This window comes from Streptomyces sp. NPDC090119 (genome assembly GCF_044747085.1).
Lineage (GTDB): Bacteria > Actinomycetota > Actinomycetes > Streptomycetales > Streptomycetaceae > Streptomyces.
The window spans coordinates 1,434,194-1,457,515 of record NZ_JBIVDK010000001.1 but is presented as its reverse complement, the minus strand read 5'-3'; the positions used below and the strand labels follow the sequence as shown (position 1 = coordinate 1,457,515).

At 72.6% G+C, this 23,322-nt stretch carries 20 protein-coding genes and 2 pseudogenes; 13 read left to right on the top strand and 9 right to left on the bottom strand.

The window, feature by feature from the left end:
- Positions 1–107 precede the first annotated feature (107 nt).
- A complete protein-coding gene (locus tag ACIPPM_RS06640) occupies positions 108–3,281 on the bottom strand; it encodes a cytochrome P450 (protein WP_401443790.1) in 3,174 nt (1,057 codons plus the stop codon).
- Between the two features lie 217 nt (positions 3,282–3,498).
- Here ACIPPM_RS06640 and ACIPPM_RS06635 point away from each other — a divergent pair, with 217 nt between their 5' ends.
- The 5 genes from ACIPPM_RS06635 (at position 3,499) to ACIPPM_RS06615 (ending at position 8,479) form a co-directional block, all read left to right on the top strand.
- The gene (locus ACIPPM_RS06635; RefSeq protein WP_401443788.1) at positions 3,499–4,146 is read left to right on the top strand and encodes a PAS domain-containing protein; all 648 of its coding nucleotides are present in this window, start codon (positions 3,499–3,501) and stop codon (positions 4,144–4,146) included.
- 121 nt (positions 4,147–4,267) lie between these two features.
- Entirely contained in the window at positions 4,268–4,762 is a 495-nt protein-coding gene (locus ACIPPM_RS06630; protein ID WP_401443785.1) for an FBP domain-containing protein, read from the top strand.
- A gap of 96 nt (positions 4,763–4,858) precedes the next feature.
- On the top strand, positions 4,859–6,118 hold the full coding sequence (locus ACIPPM_RS06625) for an aromatic acid exporter family protein (RefSeq protein ID WP_401444221.1): 1,260 nt from the start codon (positions 4,859–4,861) through the stop codon (positions 6,116–6,118).
- Positions 6,119–6,165: 47 nt separating this feature from the next.
- On the top strand, positions 6,166–7,194 hold the full coding sequence (locus ACIPPM_RS06620; RefSeq protein WP_401443783.1) for a hypothetical protein: 1,029 nt from the start codon (positions 6,166–6,168) through the stop codon (positions 7,192–7,194).
- An 85-nt stretch (positions 7,195–7,279) separates the two neighbouring features.
- Positions 7,280–8,479, top strand: coding sequence for a lactonase family protein (locus tag ACIPPM_RS06615; RefSeq protein WP_401443781.1), 1,200 nt, complete (start codon positions 7,280–7,282; stop codon positions 8,477–8,479).
- Here the strand turns inward: ACIPPM_RS06615 and ACIPPM_RS06610 are convergent.
- Together ACIPPM_RS06610 and ACIPPM_RS06605 are read right to left on the bottom strand one after the other, a co-directional pair.
- Complete coding sequence (locus ACIPPM_RS06610; protein WP_401443779.1) at positions 8,447–9,172, bottom strand: DUF2470 domain-containing protein; 726 nt, start codon at positions 9,170–9,172, stop codon at positions 8,447–8,449. The two genes, ACIPPM_RS06615 and ACIPPM_RS06610, sit on opposite strands and share 33 nt — an antisense overlap.
- Positions 9,173–9,275: 103 nt before the next feature.
- Positions 9,276–9,881 (bottom strand): TetR/AcrR family transcriptional regulator, encoded by a 606-nt coding sequence (locus ACIPPM_RS06605; RefSeq protein ID WP_401443776.1) that lies wholly within the window; start codon positions 9,879–9,881, stop codon positions 9,276–9,278.
- A gap of 132 nt (positions 9,882–10,013) precedes the next feature.
- Between ACIPPM_RS06605 and ACIPPM_RS06600 the strand changes: the two genes are divergently transcribed.
- Positions 10,014–11,528 carry a cytochrome P450 gene (locus ACIPPM_RS06600; RefSeq protein WP_401443774.1) on the top strand — a complete coding sequence of 505 codons (1,515 nt, stop codon included), beginning with the start codon at positions 10,014–10,016 and terminating at the stop codon, positions 11,526–11,528.
- Here ACIPPM_RS06600 and ACIPPM_RS06595 read toward each other — a convergent pair.
- The gene (locus tag ACIPPM_RS06595) at positions 11,490–12,308 is read right to left on the bottom strand and encodes a pentapeptide repeat-containing protein (protein WP_401443772.1); all 819 of its coding nucleotides are present in this window, start codon (positions 12,306–12,308) and stop codon (positions 11,490–11,492) included. The genes ACIPPM_RS06600 and ACIPPM_RS06595 overlap by 39 nt on opposite strands.
- 95 nt (positions 12,309–12,403) lie before the next feature.
- Between ACIPPM_RS06595 and ACIPPM_RS06590 the strand changes: the two genes are divergently transcribed.
- From ACIPPM_RS06590 to ACIPPM_RS06575, 4 genes are read left to right on the top strand one after another with little or no spacing between them, the layout of a single operon-like run.
- Positions 12,404–13,159 (top strand): (Fe-S)-binding protein, encoded by a 756-nt coding sequence (locus ACIPPM_RS06590; RefSeq protein ID WP_401443769.1) that lies wholly within the window; start codon positions 12,404–12,406, stop codon positions 13,157–13,159.
- Between the two features lie 20 nt (positions 13,160–13,179).
- Positions 13,180–14,637, top strand: coding sequence for a LutB/LldF family L-lactate oxidation iron-sulfur protein (locus ACIPPM_RS06585; protein ID WP_401444218.1), 1,458 nt, complete (start codon positions 13,180–13,182; stop codon positions 14,635–14,637).
- On the top strand, positions 14,634–15,335 hold the full coding sequence (locus tag ACIPPM_RS06580; protein ID WP_401443768.1) for a lactate utilization protein C: 702 nt from the start codon (positions 14,634–14,636) through the stop codon (positions 15,333–15,335). The genes ACIPPM_RS06585 and ACIPPM_RS06580 overlap by 4 nt, the downstream gene beginning before the upstream one ends.
- Entirely contained in the window at positions 15,332–16,486 is a 1,155-nt protein-coding gene (locus ACIPPM_RS06575) for a betaine/proline/choline family ABC transporter ATP-binding protein (RefSeq protein ID WP_401443766.1), read from the top strand. The genes ACIPPM_RS06580 and ACIPPM_RS06575 overlap by 4 nt, the downstream gene beginning before the upstream one ends.
- 1 nt (position 16,487) lies before the next feature.
- On the opposite strand, the gene ACIPPM_RS06570 is transcribed toward ACIPPM_RS06575, so the two are convergent.
- From ACIPPM_RS06570 to ACIPPM_RS06560, 3 genes are read right to left on the bottom strand one after another with little or no spacing between them, the layout of a single operon-like run.
- Positions 16,488–17,459 carry an ABC transporter substrate-binding protein gene (locus tag ACIPPM_RS06570; RefSeq protein WP_401443763.1) on the bottom strand — a complete coding sequence of 324 codons (972 nt, stop codon included), beginning with the start codon at positions 17,457–17,459 and terminating at the stop codon, positions 16,488–16,490.
- A 26-nt stretch (positions 17,460–17,485) separates the two neighbouring features.
- Positions 17,486–18,157: an ABC transporter permease gene (locus ACIPPM_RS06565; RefSeq protein ID WP_401443761.1), complete on the bottom strand. Its 672-nt coding sequence runs from the start codon at positions 18,155–18,157 to the stop codon at positions 17,486–17,488.
- Positions 18,154–18,834 carry an ABC transporter permease gene (locus ACIPPM_RS06560; RefSeq protein ID WP_401443757.1) on the bottom strand — a complete coding sequence of 227 codons (681 nt, stop codon included), beginning with the start codon at positions 18,832–18,834 and terminating at the stop codon, positions 18,154–18,156. Before ACIPPM_RS06560 ends, ACIPPM_RS06565 begins: the two co-directional genes overlap by 4 nt.
- 114 nt (positions 18,835–18,948) lie before the next feature.
- On the opposite strand from ACIPPM_RS06560, the gene ACIPPM_RS06555 reads away from it, so the two are divergent.
- Both ACIPPM_RS06555 and ACIPPM_RS06550 read left to right on the top strand, forming a co-directional pair.
- On the top strand, positions 18,949–19,734 hold the full coding sequence (locus tag ACIPPM_RS06555; protein ID WP_401443754.1) for a pyrroline-5-carboxylate reductase family protein: 786 nt from the start codon (positions 18,949–18,951) through the stop codon (positions 19,732–19,734).
- Between the two features lie 137 nt (positions 19,735–19,871).
- Complete coding sequence (locus ACIPPM_RS06550; protein ID WP_401443752.1) at positions 19,872–20,837, top strand: pirin family protein; 966 nt, start codon at positions 19,872–19,874, stop codon at positions 20,835–20,837.
- Positions 20,838–21,172: 335 nt separating this feature from the next.
- Here the strand turns inward: ACIPPM_RS06550 and ACIPPM_RS06545 are convergent.
- Together ACIPPM_RS06545 and ACIPPM_RS06540 are read right to left on the bottom strand one after the other, a co-directional pair.
- Positions 21,173–22,066: pseudogene (locus ACIPPM_RS06545) on the bottom strand (transposase); the annotation flags it as partial.
- Positions 22,067–22,142: 76 nt separating this feature from the next.
- Entirely contained in the window at positions 22,143–22,712 is a 570-nt protein-coding gene (locus ACIPPM_RS06540; RefSeq protein ID WP_401443749.1) for a GNAT family N-acetyltransferase, read from the bottom strand.
- 178 nt (positions 22,713–22,890) lie between these two features.
- Here ACIPPM_RS06540 and ACIPPM_RS06535 point away from each other — a divergent pair.
- A pseudogene (locus tag ACIPPM_RS06535) lies at positions 22,891–23,025 on the top strand (RHS repeat-associated core domain-containing protein); the annotation flags it as partial.
- Positions 23,026–23,322: the final 297 nt, after the last annotated feature.

Below are 23,322 nucleotides of genomic sequence, written 5' to 3'. Positions count from 1 at the left end.
TGCCCGACCTGCAACATACCCTTCGCGACAGGCCGGGCACGACTTCTCGGGCCCCCTTATTTCATGCTGTGAGATTTCCAGGGGGTGCGGGTGGGGCGGGGTGTGACTCAGCCTGCCGCGTACACGTCCTCCACATAGCGGCCCGCGCCGACCAGCTCGTCCAGCCAGCGGGTCGCCGCCGCCTCGTCCGCGCCGGGGGTGCGCTCGCGGTACAGGGTGCGGAACGCCTCGCGGACGCCGGGTGCCATGCGGGCGCCGTCGCCGCAGACGTAGATCCGCGCCCCGGCGCCGAGCAGCTCCCAGACCTCGTCGGCCTCGGCGGCGATCCGGTGCTGGACGAACATCGCGCCGTCGACGGGGGCCGCGCTGAAGGCGGGACGCAGCGAGACGGCTCCGGCGCTCTCGGCGGCGCCCAGTTCGGTCGCGTGGAGGTAGTCGGCGTCGGGGGCGTCGCAGCCGAAGTAGAGCAGTGCGGGCGGGAGTTCGGCGCCCCGGGCGCGGTCGGCCACCCGGTCCATGACGACGCCGCGGAACGGCGCGAGACCGGTACCGGCCGCGATCAGCACGATGGGGGTGGAGGTGTCGGTGCGGAACGCCTCGCGGCAGGGCTGGACGCGGGCGTACACCGTGTCGCCGGGCTTCACGCCGGCCAGATGGCCCGAACCGGTGCCCCGGTAGCGGCCGTTGCCGGAGCGGGCGGGGGCGTCCAGCACGGAGACCATGAGGTCGGCGTGGCGCGGGTCGGCGGCCGGGGAGGAGGAGATGGAGTAGTGCCGGGGGCGCAGCGGGGTGAGCAGGTCCAGCAGCCGGGGCCAGTCGAGGGCCTCGCGCAGGGCGGGGTGGTCCTCGATCAGTTCGAGCAGGGTGCGCGGGTCGCCGTCGGTGAGGGCGGCGAGGGCGGCGCGCTCGGGCGGGCACGGGTTGGCCGCGGCGAGCAGTTCGCGCTGGCGCGCGGTGGGCTTCTCCTGCAACTCGACGTGCCGGGTGAGGAGTTCACGCACGGTGAGCGGGCGGTCCACGGCGAGTCCGTCGCGGCGCGGCCGGGTGGCGCGGATGTCGAGCACCGTGTAGGGGTCGGCGCCGAGTGCGGCGAGGGCCCGTTCCACGGTCTCGGGGGCGTTGCCGGGCAGCACGGTGAGGTGGTCGGCGGTGCGGTAGGTGACGCCGTCGGGCAGGGCGACGCGCAGGAACCGCTTGACGCGGGGGTGTCCGGGCGCGGTGAGGTCGTACGCCTCGGTGACGGTCATCGGGAGCAGCTCGTGCCGCTCGACGAGGGCGTCGAGCGGGCCGCCGGTCAGGGCGCGGACCTCGTAGGCGGTCTCGGGCTCGTCGGCGGGGGTGGTGGCGTCGGGGTCGCCGTACTCGGTGAGCAGGGCGGTGCGCAGCGCGGTGGTGTAGTCGCGGACGGCGCCGGTGAGGTCGCCGGAGGCGTCGGCGGCAGCGCGCGGGGTGAGCCGGGTGGCGCCCAGTTCGGCGAGGCGGGCGTCGATGCGGGTCGGCATGTGCTGGTAGGTGGCGGCCCAGTTGCGGTCGCCGACGCCGAGCACGGTGTAGGTGACGCCGGTGAGGTCGTGGTCGCCCTCCAGCCAGGCGGCGAAGGCGACGGCGTCGTCGGTGGGGCGGCCGTTGTAGGAGGCGGCGGCGATGACCACGGGGCGGTCGGTGGGGAGGCCGTCGGCGTAGGCGTCCAGCGGGGCGACCTCGGTGGCGGCGCCGAGGGCGGCGGCCTCGTCGGCGAGCTGTCCGGCGAAGTCGCGGCAGGTGCCGTAGTTGCTGCCGTGCAGGAACAGGGCGGCGGTGCCGGGGCGGACCCGGGCGGGCAGGCCCTGCGCGCCGGTGTCCTCGACGGCCGTCACGGCGGCGGCGCCGGGCAGCGGGGAGTGGACGCGGTCGGCGTCGGTGCGCGGGGTCAGGCTGAGGGTGAAGCCCTCGGGCTTGAGGGTGAGGGTCTCCTTGATGTCCAGCGCGTAGTCGGCGTGGTCGTGCAGCCGGTAGCGGTGGACCAGCATGGCGAGCAGCATGGTCGCCTCGTGCAGCGCGAACTGGCGGCCGATGCAGGCGCGTTCACCGGTGCCGAAGGGCTTGAAGGCGTGCACGGGGCGGGCCGCCTCGGCCTCGGCGGTGAAGCGGTCGGGGTCGAACAGCTCGGGGTTGTCGCCCCAGACGGGCTGGCGGTGCAGCATCGGCACCAGCACGCTGACGGCCTGCCCGGCGCGCAGCGGGACCCGCCCGCCGAGCAGGGTGTCCTCGCGGGCCTCCCGGCTGAAGGCGGCGGCGGTCGGCCACAGCCGGAGTGCCTCGTTGAGCACCTGGCGGGTGTAGGTGAGCTTGCCGATGTCGTCGTAGGACGGCTCGGGGTCGGCGGTGTCGCCCCACAGGGCGTCGGCCTCGCGCTGGACCAGGCGGAGCACGGCGGGGTGCTTGGCCAGGTAGTACAGGGCGAAGGACATCGCGCCGGAGGTGGTCTCGTGCCCGGCGATGAGGAAGGTGATGACCTGGTTGCGGATGTTCGCGAGGTCCAGGGTCGTGCCGTCGGCGGGGTGCTCGGCGCTGAGCATCAGCCCGAGCAGGTCGGTGGCCTCGCTCTGGTCGGTGCCGGTGCGGGCGGCGATGACCTCGTCCACGACCCCGGCGAGGTAGTCGGCGTCCTCGCGGAAGGCGGCGTCGGCCTCGGTGTAGTCGCCGCCGGGCACGCGGGCCAGGCGGGTCATGCTCCACTGGAGGCAGCGCACCATCGACTCGACGAAGGGGTGCGGCTCGGGGCGCTCGAAGGAGCCGAAGTCGTAGTCGAACCCGGCGAGGCCGATGGTGTCGAGGGTCATCCGGGTCATGTCGTCGGGGACGTTCACCGGCTGTCCGGCGCGGGCGGAGCGGTCCCATGCCTCGATGAGCCGCTGGGCCACCTTCAGCATCACCGGGTGGTAGGCGCGCATGGAGCCGAGCGCGAAGGCGGGCATCAGGATGTCGTGGGCCTTGGCCCAGTTCGGCTCGTCGTTGTACGCGGTGAAGAGGCCGTCGGCGGCGAAGGCGCGCACGTTCTCCAGCGCGGGCCCGATGTGCTTGGCGAACCGGTCCTCGTCGGCGAGGTCGGCGATCAGGTCGGCGTCGGCGACGAAGAGGGCGTCGCGCCCGTGCAGGCGGCGCACCAGCACCGGCCCGTGGGTCCGCATCAGCTCCATGACCTGCTGGATGGGGGTGCGGGTCGGCCCGGTGGCGGAGATGTCGACGACCGGCACGCCGGTGAGTGCGGGGGGCTCGGGGTGCGGTGCGGTGGGGGGCATGGCGCGGCAACTGCCTTTCGCGGGGCGGGGACTGGCGTTTCGCGTGGGGGCTGGCGTCTTCCAGCGTGCTCCAGCGGCGGGGCGCGCCCGTGCCGGGCCACTACACGAACGTGCAGTGGAAAGTGGGCGCGGGCACTTGCGCACTGCCTGCGAAGTTGCCGCTGACCTGGGTTTTCGTCTTGGATGGTGGGGACGGTTCGGCACCTGGGAGGCTGGCGTGGAGTGGGGGCTGGCGGATGCCGTGGTGTGGCGCAACCGGGCCCTGATGCTCTTCGACCGGGTCGCGGTGCCGGTCGCGGTGTGCGACGTGTACGGCAAGGTGGCGATGGCCAACCCGGCGATGGCCGCCGAGTGCGGTACGTCGCCGGGGCAGCTGCGCGGCCGTGACGTGCTGGAGCTGTTCCGGCCGCAGGAGGCAGGCCAGGTGGAGCGGATCGCCCAGGCGCTGCGGCTGCGGCACCGCTCCCGCTACCAGGTGTCGGTGAGCTGGAGCGGGCCCGGCGGGGTGGAGCGGCACGGCGAGCTGACCGCCGACCCGGTGAGCGACTCCACGGACGAGACCCCGGCACTGCTGGTGATGCTCCGGGTACTCGGGGAGACCGAGCCGGACCCCGCCCCGGAGCCCGCGCCGGTAACCCCCGTGGAGGGCGCGGTGCTGGCGCTGCTGGCCCAGGGCGCCACGACCGGCCGGGCCGCTCGCGAGCTGGGCCTGAGCCGGGACGGTGTCACCTATCACCTGCGTCGGCTGTCCGCCCGCTGGCACGCGGCCAACCGCACGGAACTGGTCGCCCGCGCCTACGCCCTGGGTGTGCTCGCGCCGGGCGTGTGGCCGCCGAGGGTCCGGGAAGCCGAAGCCGACGAATAGCCGACGGGCAGCCGGCGAGCAGGGGGCGCACGGAAAACCGCTTGGCCCGGCACGCCGGACTTCTATACCCTCATAAACCTAGACCCCCTAGGCTCACGGCTACAACAGAAGGACTCCCCCTATGCGCCCCCTCACCGAGCAGGACATCCGTGCCTCCTTCGTCAACTGCTCCAAAGGTGACGCCAAGCGGCTGGCGGTCCCCCGCGACCTGGGCGAACGCCCCTGGGACGACCTCGACTTCCTGGGCTGGCGCGATCCGGGCGCGCCCGACCGGGGCTATCTGGTGCTCGAACGCGGCGCGGACGTCGTCGGCATCGCGCTGCGCTCCCCCACGGTCCGGCGCGGGTTCCAGCACCGCAGCATGTGCTCGGTGTGTCTGACGACCCATCGGGGCGGCGGGGTCTCCCTGATGACCGCCCGCAAGGTGGGCGCGGCGGGCCGTGACGGCAACTCCGTCGGCGTGTACATGTGCTCCGACCTGGCGTGTTCCCTGTATCTGAGGGGGAAGAAGGTGCCGGAGTCGGGGTCCAGGTTCGAGGAGAGCCTCACGACGGAGGAGCAGATCGCCCGCGCGGGCGGCAACCTGACGGCCTTCGTCGATCAGCTGTACGCCTGAGGGGGAGCCCTTTCGCGTGCACGGTGCTCGAACGGCCCCGTTCGACGCGGTGACGGAAAGGGAAGACGCCAAAGGATGCCAGACGTACGGAAGTGGATGGACGCGTCGCAGCGACGCAAGTGGGCCGACGCGCTGCGGCGCCTGCTCGCGCGCCGCCGGGAGCCGGTGGTCGTCCAGACACTCAGGTCGGCCGCGGCGGCCACGGTCGCCTATGTGATCGCGCTGCGGCTCAGCCCGGAACCGGCGCCGCTGACCGCGCCCCTGACGGCCCTGCTGGTCGTCCAGGTCACCTTCTTCGCCACCCTCACCAACGGCATCCGCCGGGTGAACGCGGTGGTGACCGGTGTCCTGGTCGCCATTGTCTTCAGCCTCCTGGTCGGCCTGACCTGGTGGAGCCTGGCGCTGCTGCTGGTCGCCGCGCTGAGCATCGGTCACCTGGTGCGCGTGCACGAGTACGTGAACGAGGTGGCGATCAGCGCGATGCTCGTGCTCGGCGTCACCACGGTCGGCTACACCGCGTGGGCGCGGATCGTGGAGACCCTGATCGGCGCCATCATCGGCATGGCCTGCAACTTCCTGCTGCCGCCCCCGGTGTGGGTGGACGCGGCCGGGCGGTCCATCGAGTGGCTCGCACGCCGGGTGCGTCAGCTGATGCTCCGGATGGGCGAGGAGGCGTCGGGCACCATTCCCTGGCAGCGGGCGGCCGAGCGGCTGCACGAGGCGCGTCGGCTGGACCACGACATCATCCAGGTGGACGCGGCCCTGCGGCAGGCCGAGGAGAGCCTCCGGCTCAACCCGCGCGTCAAGGAGGGCCTGCTGCACCGGGTGGTGCTGCGCACCGGCCTGGACACGCTGGAGATCTGCACGGTCGTTCTGCGCGTACTGGCCCGCTCCTTCACCGACCTGGCGAAGTCACGGGGCGCCAAGGAGCTGTTCCCGCCGCCGATCGGGGCGACCGTGGAGCAGGTGCTGTCCGAGATCGCGGACGCGGTGGTGAGCTTCGCGGTGCTGGTGACCACCGATCTGAGCGCGAACGCCGAGTCGGCCGAGTCCCGGCTGACCGCCGAGCTGCACATGGCCGCCGCCACCCGCGACCGGCTCGCGGAACAGCTCCAGGAGCACGTCGAGGAGGACTGGGCGGACTGGCAGCTCCTCGGCGCGGTCCTGACCGAGGTCAGCCGGATCATCGACGAGCTGGACACCGAGCACCGCAGCCACCGTCTGCTGGAGGAGCTGGACCGGGTGTCCCGGCAGCAGCGCGCGAAGATGCCCCGGATCAACCGGTTGCGCCAGCGCCTCGGCGTCCAGGAGGACCTGTGGCGGAACCGTGCGGGGGTCGGCGGACGTTCTGGGTGACGGGACACCGGACAGCACCGGTGCCGCAGCTTCGAGGGGGCGGGCCGATGGCCGAGCGGGCCGGGGTACGGATCGACGGGAACACCTTGCGGCTGGGTGACGGGGTGGTGGTGCGCTTCGTGCGCACGCTGCGGCTGCCGGAGCGGGGTACGCATCCGCTGCCGCCGGGGCTGGGCGAGTTCCCGCTGCGCCGGGTCGCGGACTACGCCGACCGGGTGCCGGAGGCATGGCGGGCGCGCGGCGGGGTGCTGCTGCCGATGTACCTGCGCGAGGCGATGTGGCTCAACTTCGCCGGTACGACGGAACCGGCCGCCCTCCAGGTCGGCGTCGGCAAGGTCTGCGCGGTCTCCGGCAAGCCCTGGCGGGGGCGGCTGGCGCGGGACCCGCAGAACTACGTCACGCTCCCCCGGCAGCCCTGGCTGGACGGCGTCAACTCCGGCAAGGGCACCGTCCGCCAGTTCGTCGCCGTACCCCTCGGGCTCGGCGCGACCGTGGAGGGGCAGGTGACCGGCGAGGAGACCTGGGGCGGGGTGCAGTTGCAGGCGTTCGGGCTGCGCCCGGAGGTGCTCGAGCGGTGGCGGGCGGCCGAGCGGGCCAGGAGCGCGCCACTGGCCGGGGGTTACGGCGCCGCGCCCGCCTTCGCCGCCCCGGCCCCCGGCGGTCCGCCGCCCGCGGGTGCCGCTCCCCGGCGGGCGGCGGCGATGGGGCTGGGCGTGGGCGGTTCGATGCGCCAGGAGGTCTACCGGGACGAACGCCCCGCGTCGGACTGGTCCGACACCCCGTCCGGCCGGGTCTTCGTCCACCTGGTCACCCCGCCGGAGTGGCGCCGCATCACCGGCGAGGAGCCCCCGCCCTCGCCCGTGGACCGGGCCGCGTACACCCGGGCGGGCCTGCCCTGGTTCGAGCACTACGACGACGAGGCCGACGACCTCTCCCCCGCCGACCCCCTGAAGCCGGTGCGTCCGGTGGGCGACTGGCTGGGCGACGACCTGGACCCGTGGCAGCAGCCGACGCCGGGGCAGGTGGTCCCGCTGAAGGACGCGCCGGGCAAGCCGGTGGCTGACGGGGACTGGTGACCGGCCGCACCGTCTTGCCTTCGGCGGGCGGTCCGCGACAGGGTGGCCGGGACCACGGTGACGGGTGAGGGACTCAAGGGGCGGCATGGACAAGGCGGCGCGGGCGGAGCGGGACGGCTGGAGCAGGCGGCGCTTCGTCGGCGCCATGGCGGGCACGGCCGCCGTCGTGACGGTGCCCGCACCCGCCGCACCGCCCCCGGACCCGACCCCGGACCCCGCCCCGGCGCCACACCGTCAGGCGGCCGCCGAACCGGGGCCCCGCCCGCTCCACCTGGGCACCTACACCTCCGTGGAGGGTGGCGGAAAGGGCGTGTCCGTGGCCCGGTACGACCCGGTGTCGGGCGCGGTCACCGACGCGGAGCCGCTGGCCGAGATCCCCGACCCGTCGTATCTCGCCGTCCACCCAGACGGGCACACGCTGTACGCGGTCGACGAGCGTGCGGACGGCGCGGTCACCGCCGTGCGGCTCTCCGACCGCGAGGTGCTGGGCAGCCGCAGCACCGGGGGTTCGGGTCCCTGTCATCTCTCGGTGCATCCGAGCGGCCGCTGGCTGCTGAGCGCGAACTACGGCTCGGGCAGTGTCGCCGTGCACCCGGTCGACGCCTCGGGCGCCCTCGGCGAGCGCACCGCGCTGGTCACGCACACGAGCCCGGCGCCGGGACCGGGCCAACAGGGCCCGCACGCGCACCAGTTCATCACCAGCCCGGACGGCGGCCATGTCCTCTCCGTCGACCTGGGCACCGACACCGTCTACACCTACCGGCTGGACGCCGAGCACGGCACGCTGACCGAGGTCTCCCAGGCGCACACCCGGCCGGGCGCGGGCCCGCGCCATCTGACGTTCCATCCGAACGGGCGGTACGCCTACCTGGCCAACGAGGTGGACGACACGGTGGCCGTCTGCGCGTACGACCCGGCGACCGGTCGGCTGACCGTGGGCGAGCCGCAGCCCTCGGGGGCGAGCGGGGACGCCACCAACTATCCGGCGCAGTTCGTGGTGACGCCGGACGGCGCCTTCGCATTCCTCGCCAACCGGGGGCACGACAGCGTCGCCCGGTACGCCGTCGAGGAGGACGGCTCCCGGCTGCGGCTGCTGGGCACGGTGCCGGTGGGCGGGGACTTCCCCCGTCAGTGCGCGCTCTCGCCCGACGGCCGTCTGCTGTTCACGGCGAACCAGCGCTCCGGCACGGTGAGCGTGTTCCACGTCGACACCGGTACCGGAGCGCTCAGCCGCGCGGGTGAGCCGTTCGTGTCACCCGTCGCCGTCTGCGCGGTGCCGCTGTAGGGCGCGCGGGCAGGCGGCGGCGCTGGCCTGGGTGAGCAGCGCGTGCATGCGCTCGGTGAGCTGCGAGACGTCGTCGGCGGGCGTGTGGAACGCCAGCCGTACGTCGCCGTGCGCGCGGGTGCGTTCGATGCGCAGGGTGAGCCCGTGCCGGTCGACCGCGACCGGGGCCACGCGGGTCACGGCGTGCAGGCTCTCGGGTCGGACCAGCCGGGTGAGCCGCTCCACGGCGTCCGGGTGGGAGTCGGCGAGGTGGGTCAGCAGCTGCGCCTCGGCGGTGGCCAGCGGGTCGGGGCGGGCGGCCGCGAACTCTTCCAGGCCGATCAGTACCGCTCCCGAGGGCTGGCGCAGCACCACCCGGGTGGGCTGGAACAGCAGCCGCGCGCCGCGCTGGGTGAACCAGCCGGCGAGCCACAGCCGGGCCCGGATGCGCTGGCGCACCGGTACCGGGGACACATCGGCGAACTCCAGCACGGCGGTGGGCTCGCCGCGCGGGGCGCACAGCGCGGCGGCGAACAGCGCGCTGTCCTCGGGGATGTCGAGCAGTACCCCGCCGTCCCCCGTCACGGTGTGCGCACCGACGTACTCCTCGCGGGCGCCGTCCGCGGTCACCGCGCACGACCACGCGGCCGCAAGGACCGACCGCGCCCGCTCCGCCGCTCCGGGTCCTGCCGCCCAGTCCTGCGTGTCACCCATCCCGAGTCCTCCTTAGGTAAGCCTTGCCTAACCTATCGAAGTTCCGGGCATACGCCAACCACGCTGCGCCGATCGGGTGACACGCGGTGGATCAAACGCCCCGTCAGGCGATGGCGCCGAGCAGCGCCCGCGCGCACAGCTCCCGCACCTGGTTCCGGCCCGGTTCGCCCTCGCGCAGCCACTCCAGGCAGACGGCGGTGGTGAAGGCGAGCCAGCCGCGCACGGCCAGCCGGGCCTGCGGGGCGCCCTCGAAGGCGGGCCCGAACTCGGGGTCGGCGGCCAGCGCGGCGAGGATCTGCCGCTCCTGCGCGGCCAGCGCCCGCTGATAGACCCGGCGTACGGCCTGGTCACCGGCCGCGTCGGCCCGGTGGAAGGCGCGGAAGCCGTGGGCATGCGCCTCGACGTACCCGAGGTAGGCGTCGAGCCCGGCGCCGAGCTGTTCGCGCACCGGTACGCCGGGGACGGCGGCGGTCATCCGCAGCATGCGCTCGCTCTCCCGCTCCACCACGGCGGCGAAGAAGTCCCGCTTCGTCGGGAAGTAGTGGTACAGCAGCCCCCGTGAGACCCCGGCGATCTCGGCGACCCGCTCGATCCACACGTCGTCGTACGGGCTCTCGGAGAACAACCGCGCCCCGACCGCCAGCAGTTGCTCGCGGCGCTCCTCGGTGCTCAGTCGGCGCCGGGCGCGTTCCCCCTGGTTGGCGGCCATGCCGTCACCCTACTGGACGTGTTGCTTGACGTCGGTTCAGTAGGCGGACCAGACTGCCAGCACTATTGAACTCGCGTTCAACACGCGGGTGGTGGACGGACAACAGGCCACCGGATCAAGGGAGATCGCGTCATGGCCGACACGACGGGGGCGGGGCTGCCCAAGGGGTTCCGTAGTGCCGAGCAGGGCTGGCCGGAGCTGGAGCGCATCCCGCATCCGCCGCGCCGACTGCCCCTGCTAGGCGATGTGCTGGGCGTCGACCGGCGCACCCCGCTCCAGGACTCGATGCGTCTCGCACGCGAACTGGGTCCGATCTTCCGACGCCGGGTGCTCGACCGGGAGTTCGTGTTCCTGTGGGGCGCGAAGCTGGCCGCCGACATGGCGGACGAGACGCGGTTCGCCAAGCACGTCGGGCTCGGAGTGGCCAACCTGCGCCCGGTCGCAGGGGACGGGCTGTTCACGGCGTACAACCACGAGCCCAACTGGCAGTTGGCGCACGACGTGCTCGCGCCGGGCTTCAGCCGGGAGGCGATGGCCGGGTACCACGCGATGATGCTGGCGGTCGCCGGGCGGCTGACCGGTCACTGGGACCGCGAACTGGCCGCCGGGCGCACGGTGGACGTGCCCGGCGACATGACCCGGCTGACGCTGGAGACCATCGCCCGCACCGGCTTCGGGCACGACTTCGGCTCCTTCGAGCGCGACCGGCCGCACCCCTTCGTCACCGCCATGGTCGGCACCCTCGCGTACGCCCAGCGGCTCAACAGCCTGCCGATGCCGCCGCTGCTCCAGCGGGGCGCCGCCCGGCGCAACGCGGCCGACATCGCCTACCTGGACGACACGGTCGACGCGCTGGTGGCCGAGCGCCGCCGCTCCGGACGCGGGGACGGCGACCTGCTGGACCGCATGTTGGAGACCGCCCACCCCGAGACCGGGGAACGGCTGTCACCGGAGAATGTCCGCAAACAGGTGATCACCTTCCTGGTGGCGGGCCACGAGACCACCTCCGGCGCCCTTTCGTTCGCTCTGTACTACCTGGCGAAGCATCCCGAGGTGGCCGCCCGCGCCCGCGCCGAGGTGGACCGGGTCTGGGGCGACACCCCGGAGCCCGGCTACGACCAGGTGGCCCGGCTGCGCTATCTGCGCCGGGTGCTGGACGAGTCGCTCCGGCTCTGGCCGACCGCGCCCGCCTTCGCCCGCGAGGCCACGGAGGACACCGTGCTGGCCGGGGAGCATCCGGTGCGCCGGGGCGGCTGGGCGCTGGTGCTCACCCCGATGCTGCACCGCGACCCCGAGGTGTGGGGCGAGGACGCCGAACGGTTCGACCCGGACCGCTTCGACGCCAAGGCGGTACGGGCCCGCGCACCGCACACCTTCAAGCCGTTCGGCACGGGCGCGCGGGCCTGTGTGGGACGCCAGTTCGCCCTGCACGAGGCCACCTTGGTGCTGGGCCTGCTGCTGCGCCGCTACGAGCTGGTCCCCGACCCCGGCTACCGGCTGAAGGTCACCGAGCGGCTGACGCTGATGCCGGACGGCCTGCGTCTCGGCCTGGAGCGCCGGACGGCTCCCGCCGCCGCACCGGTGGGTGCCCCGGAGCCGGACGCCGGTTCAGCGGGACGCTGTCCAGTGCGCGGGGCGGACGAGTGAGCCCGGCAGCCTGGTGCCGGGTCCCCCGCGGGCGGCGTTGACCTGTGGCTGGGTGAGGAAGAGCGCGCCGGTGAGATCGGCGTCGGTGAGATCGGCGCCCCGTAGATCCGCCCCGATGAGGTCGGCCTGCCGCAGGTCGGCGCCGGTCAGGTCGGCCCCGATGAGGCAGGCGCCGCGCAGGCTGACCCCGCGCAGGTCGGCGCCCTTGAGCTTCGCGCCCGCCAGGTCCGCGCCCCGCCGGTCCCGGCCCTTCCTGCGACCCCTGCGGGCCAACTCCGAGGCCTGAAGCAGGAGTTCAGCCACCTCGTGCCAGTGTTCGGCCGGGTCCAACGTCGCCAGCTCCTCGGGCTCCTGTGCGGCGAGGCGCTCGGTGTGTTCCAGCGCGCGGCGCAGCTCCGGGTGGAGGGGGCGGGCGGCGTCGAGGGCGAGCGCCTCGGTGAGGTACCGGAGCAGCTCGTGCAGGCGCCGGACGACCGGGAACACTTCGAACATCAGCCGGGCGTGCTTCTTGCCACCGGTGCGCCAGTCCCGGCCGCCGAAGGTGACCTGGGAGACGCGCTGGCCCGCGCCGAAGCAGTCGTACACCGTGCATCCGGCGTAGCCCTTGGCGCGCAGCTCGGTGTGGATGCCGCAGCGGTGGTCCTCGCGCAGGTTGGCGCAGGGTTTCCCGGCGGGCTTGTCGTGCGCGAAGTCGGCGGAGCGGGCGAAGGGCAGGGCGACGCAGCAGAGGCCGAAGCAGTTGGCGCAGTCGGCGCTGAGGACGGGTATGTGATCAGGCATCGCGGCAAGGGTACTGACCTGCGCGGTCCCTCTTCCGCCGGGCTCCGGTCTGACTACGCTGCCCCTGTCCGATCTTCGAGGCCCGAGGAGACGCGATGCGTGTGGCCCTGTTCCTGACCTGTGTCAATGACACGCTCTACCCGGACACCGGCCGCGCCGTGGTGAGACTCCTGAACCGCCTCGGCGTCGACGTCGACTTCCCCCTGGCCCAGACCTGCTGCGGCCAGGCGCACTACAACACCGGCTACCGGCACGAGACGGAACCCCTGGCCCGGCACTTCGCGGAGGTCTTCGGGGAGTACGACGCGATCGTCACCCCGTCCGGCTCGTGCGCGGCGATGGTGCGAGAGCTGTACCCGAGGCTGGGCGAGCGGGCCCGCGCGGAGGGGCGCGGGGAGGACCTGGCCGACGTACTGGCGCCGGTGGTGCCGAAGACGTACGAGCTGACGGAGTTCCTGGTGGACGTGCTGGGCGTCACCGACGTCGGCGCCGCCTACCCGCACAAGGTCACCTACCATCCCACCTGTCACGGCCTGCGCTCCCTCGGCCTCGGTGACCGGCCGCGCCGCCTGCTGGCGGCGGTGCGGGGTCTTGAACTGGTCGAGCTGCCCGGCGCCGACGAGTGCTGCGGGTTCGGCGGCACCTTCGCGGTCAAGAACGCCGGGGTGTCGGCGGCGATGGGCGCGGACAAGGTACGCAACGCCGAGTCGACCGGCGCCGAGGTGCTGTGCGCGGCCGACAACTCGTGCCTGATGCACCTGGGTGGCACGATGAGCCGGGCGGGCTCTCCGGTGCGGCCGGTACACATCGCGGAGATCCTGGCGAGCACGGAGGAGGAACCGGCCCGGTGAACGAGACGACCTTCGTCGGAATGCCCGCCTTCCCCGAGGCGGCAAAGGAAGCGCTGGCCGACAGCACCCTGCGCGGCAATCTGCGGCACGCCACCCACACCATCCGCGCCAAACGGGCGGCGGCCGTGGCGGAGGTGTCCGACTGGGCGGAGCTGCGCGAGGCGGGCAGCCGGATCAAGGAGCACACACTCCGCCATCTCGACCGGTATCTGGAGCAGTTGGAGGAGTCGGCCACCGCGGCGGGCGGCACGGTCCACTGGGCGGCGGACGCGGCGGAGGCCAACCGGATCGTCACCCGACTCGTCCAGGAGACAGGCGAGTCGGAGGTCGTGAAGGTCAAGTCGATGGCCACGCAGGAGATCGGGCTCAACGAGGCGCTGGAGGCGGCGGGCATCCGGGCCTACGAGACCGATCTGGCCGAGCTGATCGTGCAGTTGGGCGAGGACCGCCCCTCGCACATCCTGGTCCCGGCCATCCATCGCAACCGGGCCGAGATCCGCGACATCTTCCGTACCACGATGGCCGGTTGGGGCCGTCCGGCGCCCGAGGACCTCTCCGACAGTCCCGCCGAGCTGGCGGAGGCCGCGCGGCTGCATCTACGGGAGAAATTCCTGCGGGCCAAGGTCGGAGTGTCCGGGGCCAACTTCATGGTCGCGGAGACCGGCACGATGGTGGTCGTGGAGTCCGAGGGCAACGGACGGATGTGCCTGACCCTGCCGGAGACCCTGATCTCGGTGGTCGGCATCGAGAAGATCGTCCCCACGTGGCGTGACCTGGAGGTCTTCCTCCAGACCCTCCCCCGCTCCTCCACGGCCGAGCGCATGAACCCGTACACCAGCATGTGGACCGGCACGACGGACGGCGACGGACCGAAGACCTTCCACCTGGTCCTGCTGGACAACGGTCGCACCGACACCCTCGCCGACGAGGTCGGCCGCCAGGCACTGCGCTGCATCCGCTGCTCGGCCTGCCTGAACGTGTGCCCGGTGTACGAGCGCGCGGGCGGCCACGCCTACGGCTCGGTCTACCCCGGCCCGATCGGCGCCATCCTCAGCCCCCAACTCCGGGGCACGGCAAGCGAGATCGACGCCTCGCTGCCGTACGCGTCCTCGCTGTGCGGGGCCTGCTACGAGGTGTGCCCGGTCGCCATCGACATCCCCGAGGTACTGGTCCACCTGCGCGAGCGGGTCGTCCAGGGCGGCCCGGCGGTGCGCGAGGGCAACCGGGTCGTGCTGAGGCCCGCCAAGGGGCACGCGGCGGAGCGGGCGGCCATGCGGGCGGCCCGCTGGACCTTCACCCGCCCGGACGCCCTGCGCACCGGCCAGCGTCTCGCCTCCCGTGCCCGCCGCCTCCGCCCGCGCACCCTGCCGGGGCCCGGCGCGGCATGGACCCGGACGCGCGATCTGCCGGAGGTTCCGGCCGAGCCGTTCCGGGACTGGTGGGAACGCACCCGAGGCGGCGAGGAGGAGACGAAGTGAGCGACCGGGAACGCGTCCTCGGCCGGGTCCGGCACGCGCTGGCCGACGTACCGGAGGACGACACGCCGTACGACCGGGCGATCCCGCGCGACTACGCGCGCGAGCACGGCGAGCGCACGGTCGCGGAGACGGTGGAGCTGCTGGCGGCGAACCTGGCCGACTACCGGGCCGTGGTGCACAGGTGCGCGGGGACGGATCTGCCCGCCCTGATCGCCCGGCTGCTGGCGACGCGGGGCGCTCGGAAGGTACTCGTGCCGGACGGGCTTCCGTCGGCGTGGCTCTCGGGCGCCGACCTCGTACCCGTCCCCGACCGCGCGGAGAGCACCCCGTACGAGCTGGACGCCGTCGACAGCGTGGTGACCGGCTGCGCGGTGGCGATCGCCGAGACCGGCACCCTCGTCCTGGACGGCGGGCCCGGCCAGGGGCGCCGCCGGATCACCCTCGTGCCCGACCACCACATCTGCGTGGTCCGCGTCCCCGACCAGGTCGTGGCGTCCGTGCCGCAGGCTCTCGAACGCCTCTCCCCCACCCGCCCGTTGACCTGGATCTCGGGGCCGTCGGCCACCAGCGACATCGAGCTGGACCGGGTGGAGGGCGTGCACGGGCCGCGCACGCTGGAGGTCGTGTTCGTCGGGGTCATCCCTTCGGTCGGCGGGACCGGGCGGCCGGACGGGACCCCGGCTAGCGTGGGGGAATGATCCGGTTCGAGCAGGTCAGCAAGCGCTACCCGGACGGTACGACGGCCGTGGACGACCTCTCCTTCGAGGTGTCCGAGGGCGAACTCGTCACGCTGGTCGGCCCCTCGGGCTGCGGCAAGACGACCACCATGATGATGGTGAACCGGCTGATCGAGCCCACCGCGGGCCGGATCGTCGTGGACGGCGAGGACATCGCGCGGGTCGACCCGGTCCGGCTGCGTCGCCGGATCGGGTACGTCATCCAGCAGGTCGGCCTCTTCCCGCACCGCACGGTGCTGGACAACACCGCGACCGTGCCGTCCCTCCTCGGCTGGAAGCGGGCGAAGGCGCGGGCCCGCGCCGCCGAGCTGCTGGACCTGGTCGGCCTGGACCCCAAGACGTTCGGCGCGCGCTACCCCGAGCAGCTCTCCGGCGGCCAGCGGCAGCGGGTCGGGGTGGCGCGGGCGCTCGCGGCCGACCCGCCGGTGCTGCTGATGGACGAGCCGTTCGGCGCGGTCGACCCGGTGGTGCGGGAGCAGTTGCAGGACGAGTTCCTGCGCATGCAGCAGGCGGTGCGCAAGACGGTGCTGCTGGTCACGCACGACATCGAGGAGGCGGTCCGCCTCGGCGACCGGATCGCGGTGTACGGCGAGGGCCGCATCGAGCAGTACGACACCCCCGGCGCGGTGCTGGGCGCCCCCGCGACCCCGTACGTCGCCGGGTTCGTCGGCGCCGACCGGGGCCTGAAGCGGCTGTCGGTGACCGCGATCGAGCCGGACGACCTGGAGCAGCCCCCGGTGGCCCGCCCGGACGAGCCCGCCGGGTCGGCGGCGCGGCGGCTGCGCGAGGAGGGCGCTCGCTGGGCGGTCGTCCTGGACGCGAACGGCGACCTCAACGGCTGGGTGGGCCTGGAGGAACTGGCGGCGGGCGGCACGGTCGGCGAGCTGGCCCACCGGATGACGGCCTGGGTCCCGGTGGGCGCCCCGCTGAAGCAGGCGTTCGGCGTGATGCTCCAGTACGACGCCGGGTGGGTCGCGGTGCTGGACGGCTCCCGCCTGCTGGGGGTGCTGACCCCGGCCAAGCTGCACGAGGCGCTGCGCCGGTCGGTGGACGCGGACGTGCTGGGGGTGGCGCGGGGTCAGGTGCCGTTCGATTCGGTGTCGGACGCGTAGGTCACTTGATGAGGCCCTTGTCCTTCAGGTACGTGCGGGCCACGTCGGCGGGCAGCCGACGCCAGCTGTCGACCTGTTGGTTCATGTCGGCGAGGTCCTTCGTGGTGAGGACGTCGTTGAGCTTCCCGAGCGCCTTGGCGACCCGCTCGCTCCCGGCGCGGGCGCGGTTGACGACGGGGACGATGTAGTCGGCGTTCTGGAGGTGCTTGTCGTCGGCGAGCAGGACCAGGCCGAAGGAGCCGAGGGTGGCGTCCGTGGTGGTGGTCAGCACCATCTGGTCCCGCCCGGACTGCACGGCCTGCTTGGCCGGGGTGGTGCCGACGCCCTTGGGATCGACGGCGGTGATGTCGATCCCGTACACCTTCTTCAGGCCGGGGGCGCAGTACGGCCGCTTCACGCACTCGTCGCCCGCCGCGAGGCGCACCTTGAGGCCCGAGGCGCCCAGGTCGCTGAGGGTCTTGAGGTGGTGGCGGCGGGCGTAGGAGGCGCTGACCGCGAAGGCGTTCTGGTCGACGGCCCGGCCCGGCGGGAGGACGGTGAGCCCGCGCGGGGCGGCCAGGGCGCGCAGGTTCTTCATGGTCTTGGCGAGGTCGGGCGAGCCCGCCGGGGGTGCGTCGGCGCCGTGCGCCTTGGCGTTGAGCCAGTCGGCGAAGGTGGCGGCGTACTCGGGAGCGACGTCGATCTGCCCGGACTCCAGGGCGGGTTCGTACAGCTCCCGGTTGGCGACGGTGATGAGGGACGTCTGGTATCCGGCCTGGTCGAGCAGCTGGGCGTAGAGCTGGGCCAGCAGGTCGCTCTCGGTGAAGCCCGCCGAGCCGATGACGAGGTGGTGGCTGTCGCCGGGCGGCGCGGTGACGGCGCCCTGGTTCTCCAGGGAGGGGCCGGAGCCGCAGGCTGTGAGGGTGGCGAGGGTGGCGGCGGTGAGGACTGCGCGGGCTCTGACCGGCTGCCGTACGCCGGGGCGGGGTTTCACCGGTCGACGCGCATGGGGGCGGGGTTTCACCGGCCGCCCCTCGCCCAGGCGGGCCCCAGCCGCTCCACGACCTCGAAGACGCCCTCCACGAGCAGCGCGAACAGGGCGACGAGGATGGCACCCGCGACGACCTGCGGGGTGCTGGCCAGGTTGAAGCCCGCGGTGATGATCCGACCGAGGCCGCCGCCGCCCGCGAGCGCGGCGATAGTGGCGGTGGCGACGAGCTGGACGGCGGCGATCCGTACCCCGTTGAGGATCATCGGCAGCGCGAGCGGCACCTCGACCCGGACCAGTGTCTGCCGCCCGGTCATCCCCATGCCGCGCGCGGCCTGGACCACGCCCCGGTCGACCTCGCGCATGCCGACGTAGGCGTTGGTGAGCAGCGGCGGCACGGCGAACAGCACCAGGGCGACGACGGTCGGCCCCTCCCCCCACTTGCCGACCGGCGTCAGCAGGAGGAGCACCAGCACGGCGAAGGTGGGCACGGCCCGGCCGACGTTGGAGATGTTGACGGCGAGCGCGCCGCCCTTGCCGAGATGCCCGAGGACCAGCGCGACGGGCAGCGCGATCAGGCAGCTGACGATCAGGCAGACCACGGTGAGCAGCAGGTGCTGCAGCAACCGGTGCCAGACCCCGTCGTCGCCGGACCAGTGGGCGGGGTCGGCGAGCCAGTCCCAGGTGGAGCCGAGCACGTTCATGTACGGCCCTTCCTGGCCCACGGCGTGAGCAGCCACTGCACGCCCAGCAGGAGCAGGTCGGCGGCGACGGCGATGAGCACGCACAGCACGGACGCGGTGAGGACCTGGGCCTTGAAGTAGGTGTTCATGCCCGCGTAGATCAGATTGCCGAGCCCGCCGAAGCCGACGATCGCGCCGATGGTGACCAGGGAGACCGCCGAGACGGTGGCGATCCGCAGCCCGGCCATCGCGGCGGGCAGCGCGAGCGGCAGCTCCACGGCGAGCAGCAGCCGTACGGGCCCGAAGCCGAGCCCGCGCGCGGCCTGCCGGGTCTCCTCCGGCACGGCGCGCAGCCCGGCGAGGATGTTCCGGACGAGCAGCGTGAGCGAGTACAGCACCAGCCCCGCGACGACGAGCGTGGCGGAGAGCCCGTACACCGGCAGCAGCAGGGAGAACATCGCGAGCGACGGGATCGTATAGAGCACGGTGGTGACCGCGAGCACCGGTCCGGCGGACCAGCCCCAGCGGCGGGCGAGCACGGCGAGCGGCAGCGCGATGACGAGCCCGATCAGCACGGACAGCGCGGTCAGCTCCAGGTGCTGGCCGACCGCGTCGAGGAGGATCTGGCGGCGGGTGCTCAGATAGTCGCCGCAGATCCACTCGTTGCGCGCGAGGCAGTCGTCCGGGGCGGCGGTCACCCGTCCATTGCACCGGCCGGGGCAGCGGGTCGGCGCGTTGTGGTGACCCGTACGGGGGCCGGAACGCCCCTTTTGGTATCACTTCTGGCATCCGAAGCGAGGAGTGTGGCGGCTGTGGAACGCATCGTCGTGGTCGGCGCCGGCCACATGGGGTCGGTCATCGTACGGGGTCTGCTGGACGGGCTGCCGGGGGTCGAGGTGGTGATCGTGGAACCCTCGGCCGACCGCCACCCCTCCCTGGACAGCCGCGCGGAGGTGACGGCGGCGTACGACCCCCGCCCGGACGACCTCCTCGTCCTCGCCATCCCGCCCCAGGCGTTCGACTCCTTCGCGGACGGCCTGCCGCGCGGCGCGTGCGCGGAGGCGACGGTCGTCTCGATCATGGCGGGCGTACGGCTGGAGACCCTGGCGTCGGCGCTGGGCACGGGGACGGTCCTGCGCGCGATGCCGAACCTCGCCGCGCGCGTGGGCCAGAGCATGACGGTGCTGTGCCCGGGCGACCAGGTGCCCGCCGACGGGGTGGAGCGGGCGAAACGTGCACTGTCGGTGATCGGCAAGGTGCTGGTGGTCCAGGACGAGTCCCTGCTTGACGCGGCGACGGCCGTCGCGGGCAGCGGCCCGGCTCTGGTGGCGTACCTGGCCCGGTCCTTCACGGACTTCGCGCGGGGGGCGGGTTTCGACGCCGCCGACGCCCTGCTGCTGACCAGCCAGGTGCTACGCGGCACGGCGGACGTACTGGCGGAGCCGGGCGTGACCCCGGAGTCCCTCTACGAGCAGGCCAGCACCCCGAACGGCACCACGGCCGAGGGCATCGCCACACTCCGGGAGCACCGGGTGGGCGAATCGGTGCGAGCGGCACTGGAGGCGACGGCGGAGAGGGCGCGGAAACTGGCGGGGTGAATGGCTTGGCGTGGTCGGCCCGCGGCCGAGAAGTCGGCCGGGTGAGACTCGGCCCGGTCGGCCAGGAAGCCGCGGCGGAGAGGGCGCGGAAACTGGCGGGGTGAGGACTCCGCCGGGCCGGGCGCTAGGTTGGCGGCATGAGCAACCTTGACCTCGCGCCGGAGCCGAGCGCGTGCGGTGGCCGTGGCTTCGTCGTCGCCGAACCGGTCCGCGAACTGCTGAGCCCCCGTACGGTGAAGCTCGGGGAATCCACCGAAGTCCGCCGCCTGCTGCCGAACCTGGGCCGCCGCATGATCGGCGCGTGGGCTTTTGTAGATCATTACGGGCCCGACGACATCGCGGACGAGCCCGGCATGCAGGTGCCCCCGCATCCGCACATCGGCCTCCAGACGGTGAGCTGGCTGCACGAGGGCGAGGTGCTGCACCGGGACTCGACCGGCAGCCGCCAGACCATCCGCCCGCGCGAGCTGGGCCTGATGACGGCGGGCCGGGCGATCAGCCACTCGGAGGAGAGCCCGCGGTCGCACGCGCGCTACCTGCACGGAGCCCAGCTGTGGGTTGCCCTGCCGGACGAACACCGCCACACCGACCCGCACTTCGAGTACCACGCGGACCTGCCGACGGTGACGGCCCCCGGTCTGACGGCCACGGTGATCCTGGGCACCCTGGACGGCACGACGTCCCCCGGCACCACGTACACCCCCCTGGTCGGCGCCGACCTCACCCTCACCGAGGGCACCCGAACCCAACTCCCCCTCGACCCCGACTTCGAGTACGGCGTCCTCGCGATGTCGGGCTCCGTCCACGTGGACGGCGTCCCCGTCACCCCGGGCTCCATGCTCTACCTCGGCTGCGGCCGCACGTCCCTCCCCCTCCACGCGGACTCCGACGCCTCGATCATGCTGCTCGGCGGGGAGCCGTTCGCGGAGGAGTTGATCATGTGGTGGAACTTCGTGGGGCGTACGCAGGAGGAGATCGAGGAGGCTCGGGAGGAGTGGATGAGGGGTTCGCGCTTTGGGGAGGTGAAGGGTTACGACGGAGATCGGCTTCCCGCCCCCCAACTCCCGCCCGTGCCAGTGAAACCACGAGGGCGAGTGCGTTGAACTGGCACTTCTCAAAGCTCCACCACATACGGCTGGACAACGGCAAACCATCTCGTCGGGCTAGCATCGCATCGCAGAAGCAAACACTCCTCTGGCCGGTCATACGACCCACGCGCGACGTGCAAGTTTCGCCAGGCTTGACCGCCCTTGCTCGGACTGATGCTGACCCAATGCTGACTTTGCTGACGGCTAGTCAGGCTTTCACGTGGGGCTCTGCTCGTGCTTGTCGCACTGCTCTCACCACGCCGTTCTCGAACTTGCGCCCCACATCGTCGACGCAGCACCCCTCGCTCAGCACACACAAAAGCTCGGCCCCCTCAGGGACGATGCTGACCGGGGTCGGTGAAGTTGGCCTGGGCCTTCGGCTTCGGGCGGGCCTTGGCGGCGGCCTTCTCACCGGCGTCGGTGACGGCCTGCTCGTCGCTGCTGCCCGCACGGGCCTGGCGGCGGCGCTCGATGTCCTCAGCATGCTTGCGGGCCTTGTCGGCGGCTTCGGCCTCGATCTGGGCGCGGGCTGCCTGCAGGCGTGCGAGGCGCTTTTCGCGTCGGTCGAGTTCGGCGGGAAGGTCGGTGTCCTTGCCGTCGGGGCCGAAGGCCTGGTCCTCGGCAGCGTCGGTGGCCTCGGCGTCGGCGAGCAGGGCGGCGGCCTTGGCCTCCAATGCGGCGATCTCGGTCTCGATCCGTTCCTCTCTGTCGACCAGACGGCCGTAGCTCATCGCCTTGTGCTTGGAGGCGCTGGCTTCGAGCTTGGTGCCGTCCAGGGCGACGCGGCCCATCTTGACCATGCCGAGCTTGGTCGCGAGGTGCAGCGACTGGGTGAACAGGTCGGCGAGGGCGTCGAGGTGGCGGCGGCGGAACCGGGCGATCGAGCGGAAGCCCGGGGCCGCCCCCGCGGCCAGATAGCGGAAGGCCACATCATCGGTGCACTTGCGTTCGATCGCCCGCGACGAGCGCACTCCGGTGGTGTACCCGTAGATCAGCAGCCGGACCATCAACCGCGGGTCATACGGCGGGAACCCGCGCTTCTCGGTGTAGGACGCCAGGATCGGGCCCAGATCGAGCACCTCGTCGACCAGTTCGGCCACGAATCGGGCCAGATGCCCCTCGGGCAGCCACGCATCCAGCGACGGCGGCAGCATCAGCATCTGATCGGGGACGAACGCCCGGAAGGTCTTCTTCACCGCCACCGTCGGCGCGGTCTCCTGCTTCACCACCGCCGCCGGATCCACCTCGAACAGGCCATCCCCACCAGACATACCAGGATTCTCCCGTATGGAAGATCGCGAACAGGATGCGCCGTCGGGCTCAATCGCCTGATCGACTGCCAAGATCCGCGGACAGCGCCGCATAGATGTACTCGCTGCCCCAGCGATCCCCGTCGAGGTCGTTCTCGACCAGGTGTGCCTCCCGGCGCATCCCGAGGCGCTCACAGACCCGCACAGACCCGGTGTTCTCCACATCCAGCCGTGCGTAGAGCCGGTGCACGCCCAGCGTGTCGAAGGCAAACCCGGCCAGCGCCGCGGCCGCCTCGGTCGCGTAGCCGTACCCCTGGTGACCTGGGTCGAGAGTCCAGCCGATCTCGGCCTGAGCGGCGCGGGCATCGGCCAGGGTGAGGCTCACCTCGCCAAGGACGCCGGGCTCATCGCGTCGGCAGACAGCGAGCGCCAGCTTGTCCCCGTCGGCGCGCCAGGCCGTCTGCGCCGCACGCTCGGCGGCAACCTGCTCGCTGCGCTCACGCGTGTGCGCCGGCCGGTACAAGTAGCGCGCCACGCTCTGCAGGCTCTGGTAGGCGTACAGGTCGTCGGCGTCGCCGGGAGTGAACAGACGCAGCGACAACCGGGACGTGGTCAACGGCAGCAGCGAGGCGATGTCCATGCGGACCTCCGGGACGCGGATGTGGATCAAGTTGCGGACGGATTGTCGCATCACGACTGCCCGGCGGCCACGCCTTTTCTAGAGCAGCGCTCGGCAGCCGCACTTCACCACGACGCGCGTTATTCCAGGAGTTGTTTACTGACCCACGCTCCTAGGTGCTGAACAGCGTTCCACCGAGATGGCCACCGGACTCAGCCTCATAGGGGTTCGTCTCTACAACTCCGCCATCGGGCGCTTCCTGTCCACCGACCCGGTCTACGGAGGCAACACAAACGCGTACGAGTACTGCGTGGGCGACCCCGTCAACTGTTCCGACCTCAACGGAACTTTCCGGTACAGCTATTGGAAAAACGCCTGGTGGTCGCCCATCAACTGGAAGCCCCTCGCCCACCGCAGTCGGGCTACCCGGACGGCTGCCCTGTGCGGGTCTGTTCAGCAGGAGGAACAACAGACACCGTTGCTGTTTCGGCCAACGGGCACGTCCTTCAGGCCGATTGCGCCTCAATGCGATGCAGGGACATCTTCGGTTCATTCTCTGGCCACTTCGCCTCACCAGCCTCACCCGTGCCGATCACCAGCTTCCAGGTACGCGGGGGTACGAATGCGAAGA

Excerpts from the sequence above, each read along its gene's own strand:
- ACIPPM_RS06625 (WP_401444221.1), top strand. The coding sequence starts at position 4,859 with ATGGACGCGTCGCAGCGACGCAAGTGGGCCGACGCGCTGCGGCGCCTG.
- ACIPPM_RS06620 (WP_401443783.1), top strand. The coding sequence starts at position 6,166 with ATGGCCGAGCGGGCCGGGGTACGGATCGACGGGAACACCTTGCGGCTG.
- ACIPPM_RS06615 (WP_401443781.1), top strand. The coding sequence starts at position 7,280 with ATGGACAAGGCGGCGCGGGCGGAGCGGGACGGCTGGAGCAGGCGGCGC.
- ACIPPM_RS06595 (WP_401443772.1), bottom strand. The coding sequence starts at position 12,308 with ATGCCTGATCACATACCCGTCCTCAGCGCCGACTGCGCCAACTGCTTC.
- ACIPPM_RS06630 (WP_401443785.1), top strand. The coding sequence starts at position 4,268 with ATGCGCCCCCTCACCGAGCAGGACATCCGTGCCTCCTTCGTCAACTGC.
- ACIPPM_RS06550 (WP_401443752.1), top strand. The coding sequence starts at position 19,872 with ATGAGCAACCTTGACCTCGCGCCGGAGCCGAGCGCGTGCGGTGGCCGT.
- ACIPPM_RS06565 (WP_401443761.1), bottom strand. The coding sequence starts at position 18,157 with ATGAACGTGCTCGGCTCCACCTGGGACTGGCTCGCCGACCCCGCCCAC.
- ACIPPM_RS06540 (WP_401443749.1), bottom strand. The coding sequence starts at position 22,712 with ATGGACATCGCCTCGCTGCTGCCGTTGACCACGTCCCGGTTGTCGCTG.
- ACIPPM_RS06590 (WP_401443769.1), top strand. The coding sequence starts at position 12,404 with ATGCGTGTGGCCCTGTTCCTGACCTGTGTCAATGACACGCTCTACCCG.
- ACIPPM_RS06640 (WP_401443790.1), bottom strand. The coding sequence starts at position 3,281 with ATGCCCCCCACCGCACCGCACCCCGAGCCCCCCGCACTCACCGGCGTG.
- ACIPPM_RS06585 (WP_401444218.1), top strand. The coding sequence starts at position 13,180 with ATGCCCGCCTTCCCCGAGGCGGCAAAGGAAGCGCTGGCCGACAGCACC.
- ACIPPM_RS06610 (WP_401443779.1), bottom strand. The coding sequence starts at position 9,172 with ATGGGTGACACGCAGGACTGGGCGGCAGGACCCGGAGCGGCGGAGCGG.
- ACIPPM_RS06605 (WP_401443776.1), bottom strand. The coding sequence starts at position 9,881 with ATGGCCGCCAACCAGGGGGAACGCGCCCGGCGCCGACTGAGCACCGAG.
- ACIPPM_RS06575 (WP_401443766.1), top strand. The coding sequence starts at position 15,332 with ATGATCCGGTTCGAGCAGGTCAGCAAGCGCTACCCGGACGGTACGACG.
- ACIPPM_RS06600 (WP_401443774.1), top strand. The coding sequence starts at position 10,014 with ATGGCCGACACGACGGGGGCGGGGCTGCCCAAGGGGTTCCGTAGTGCC.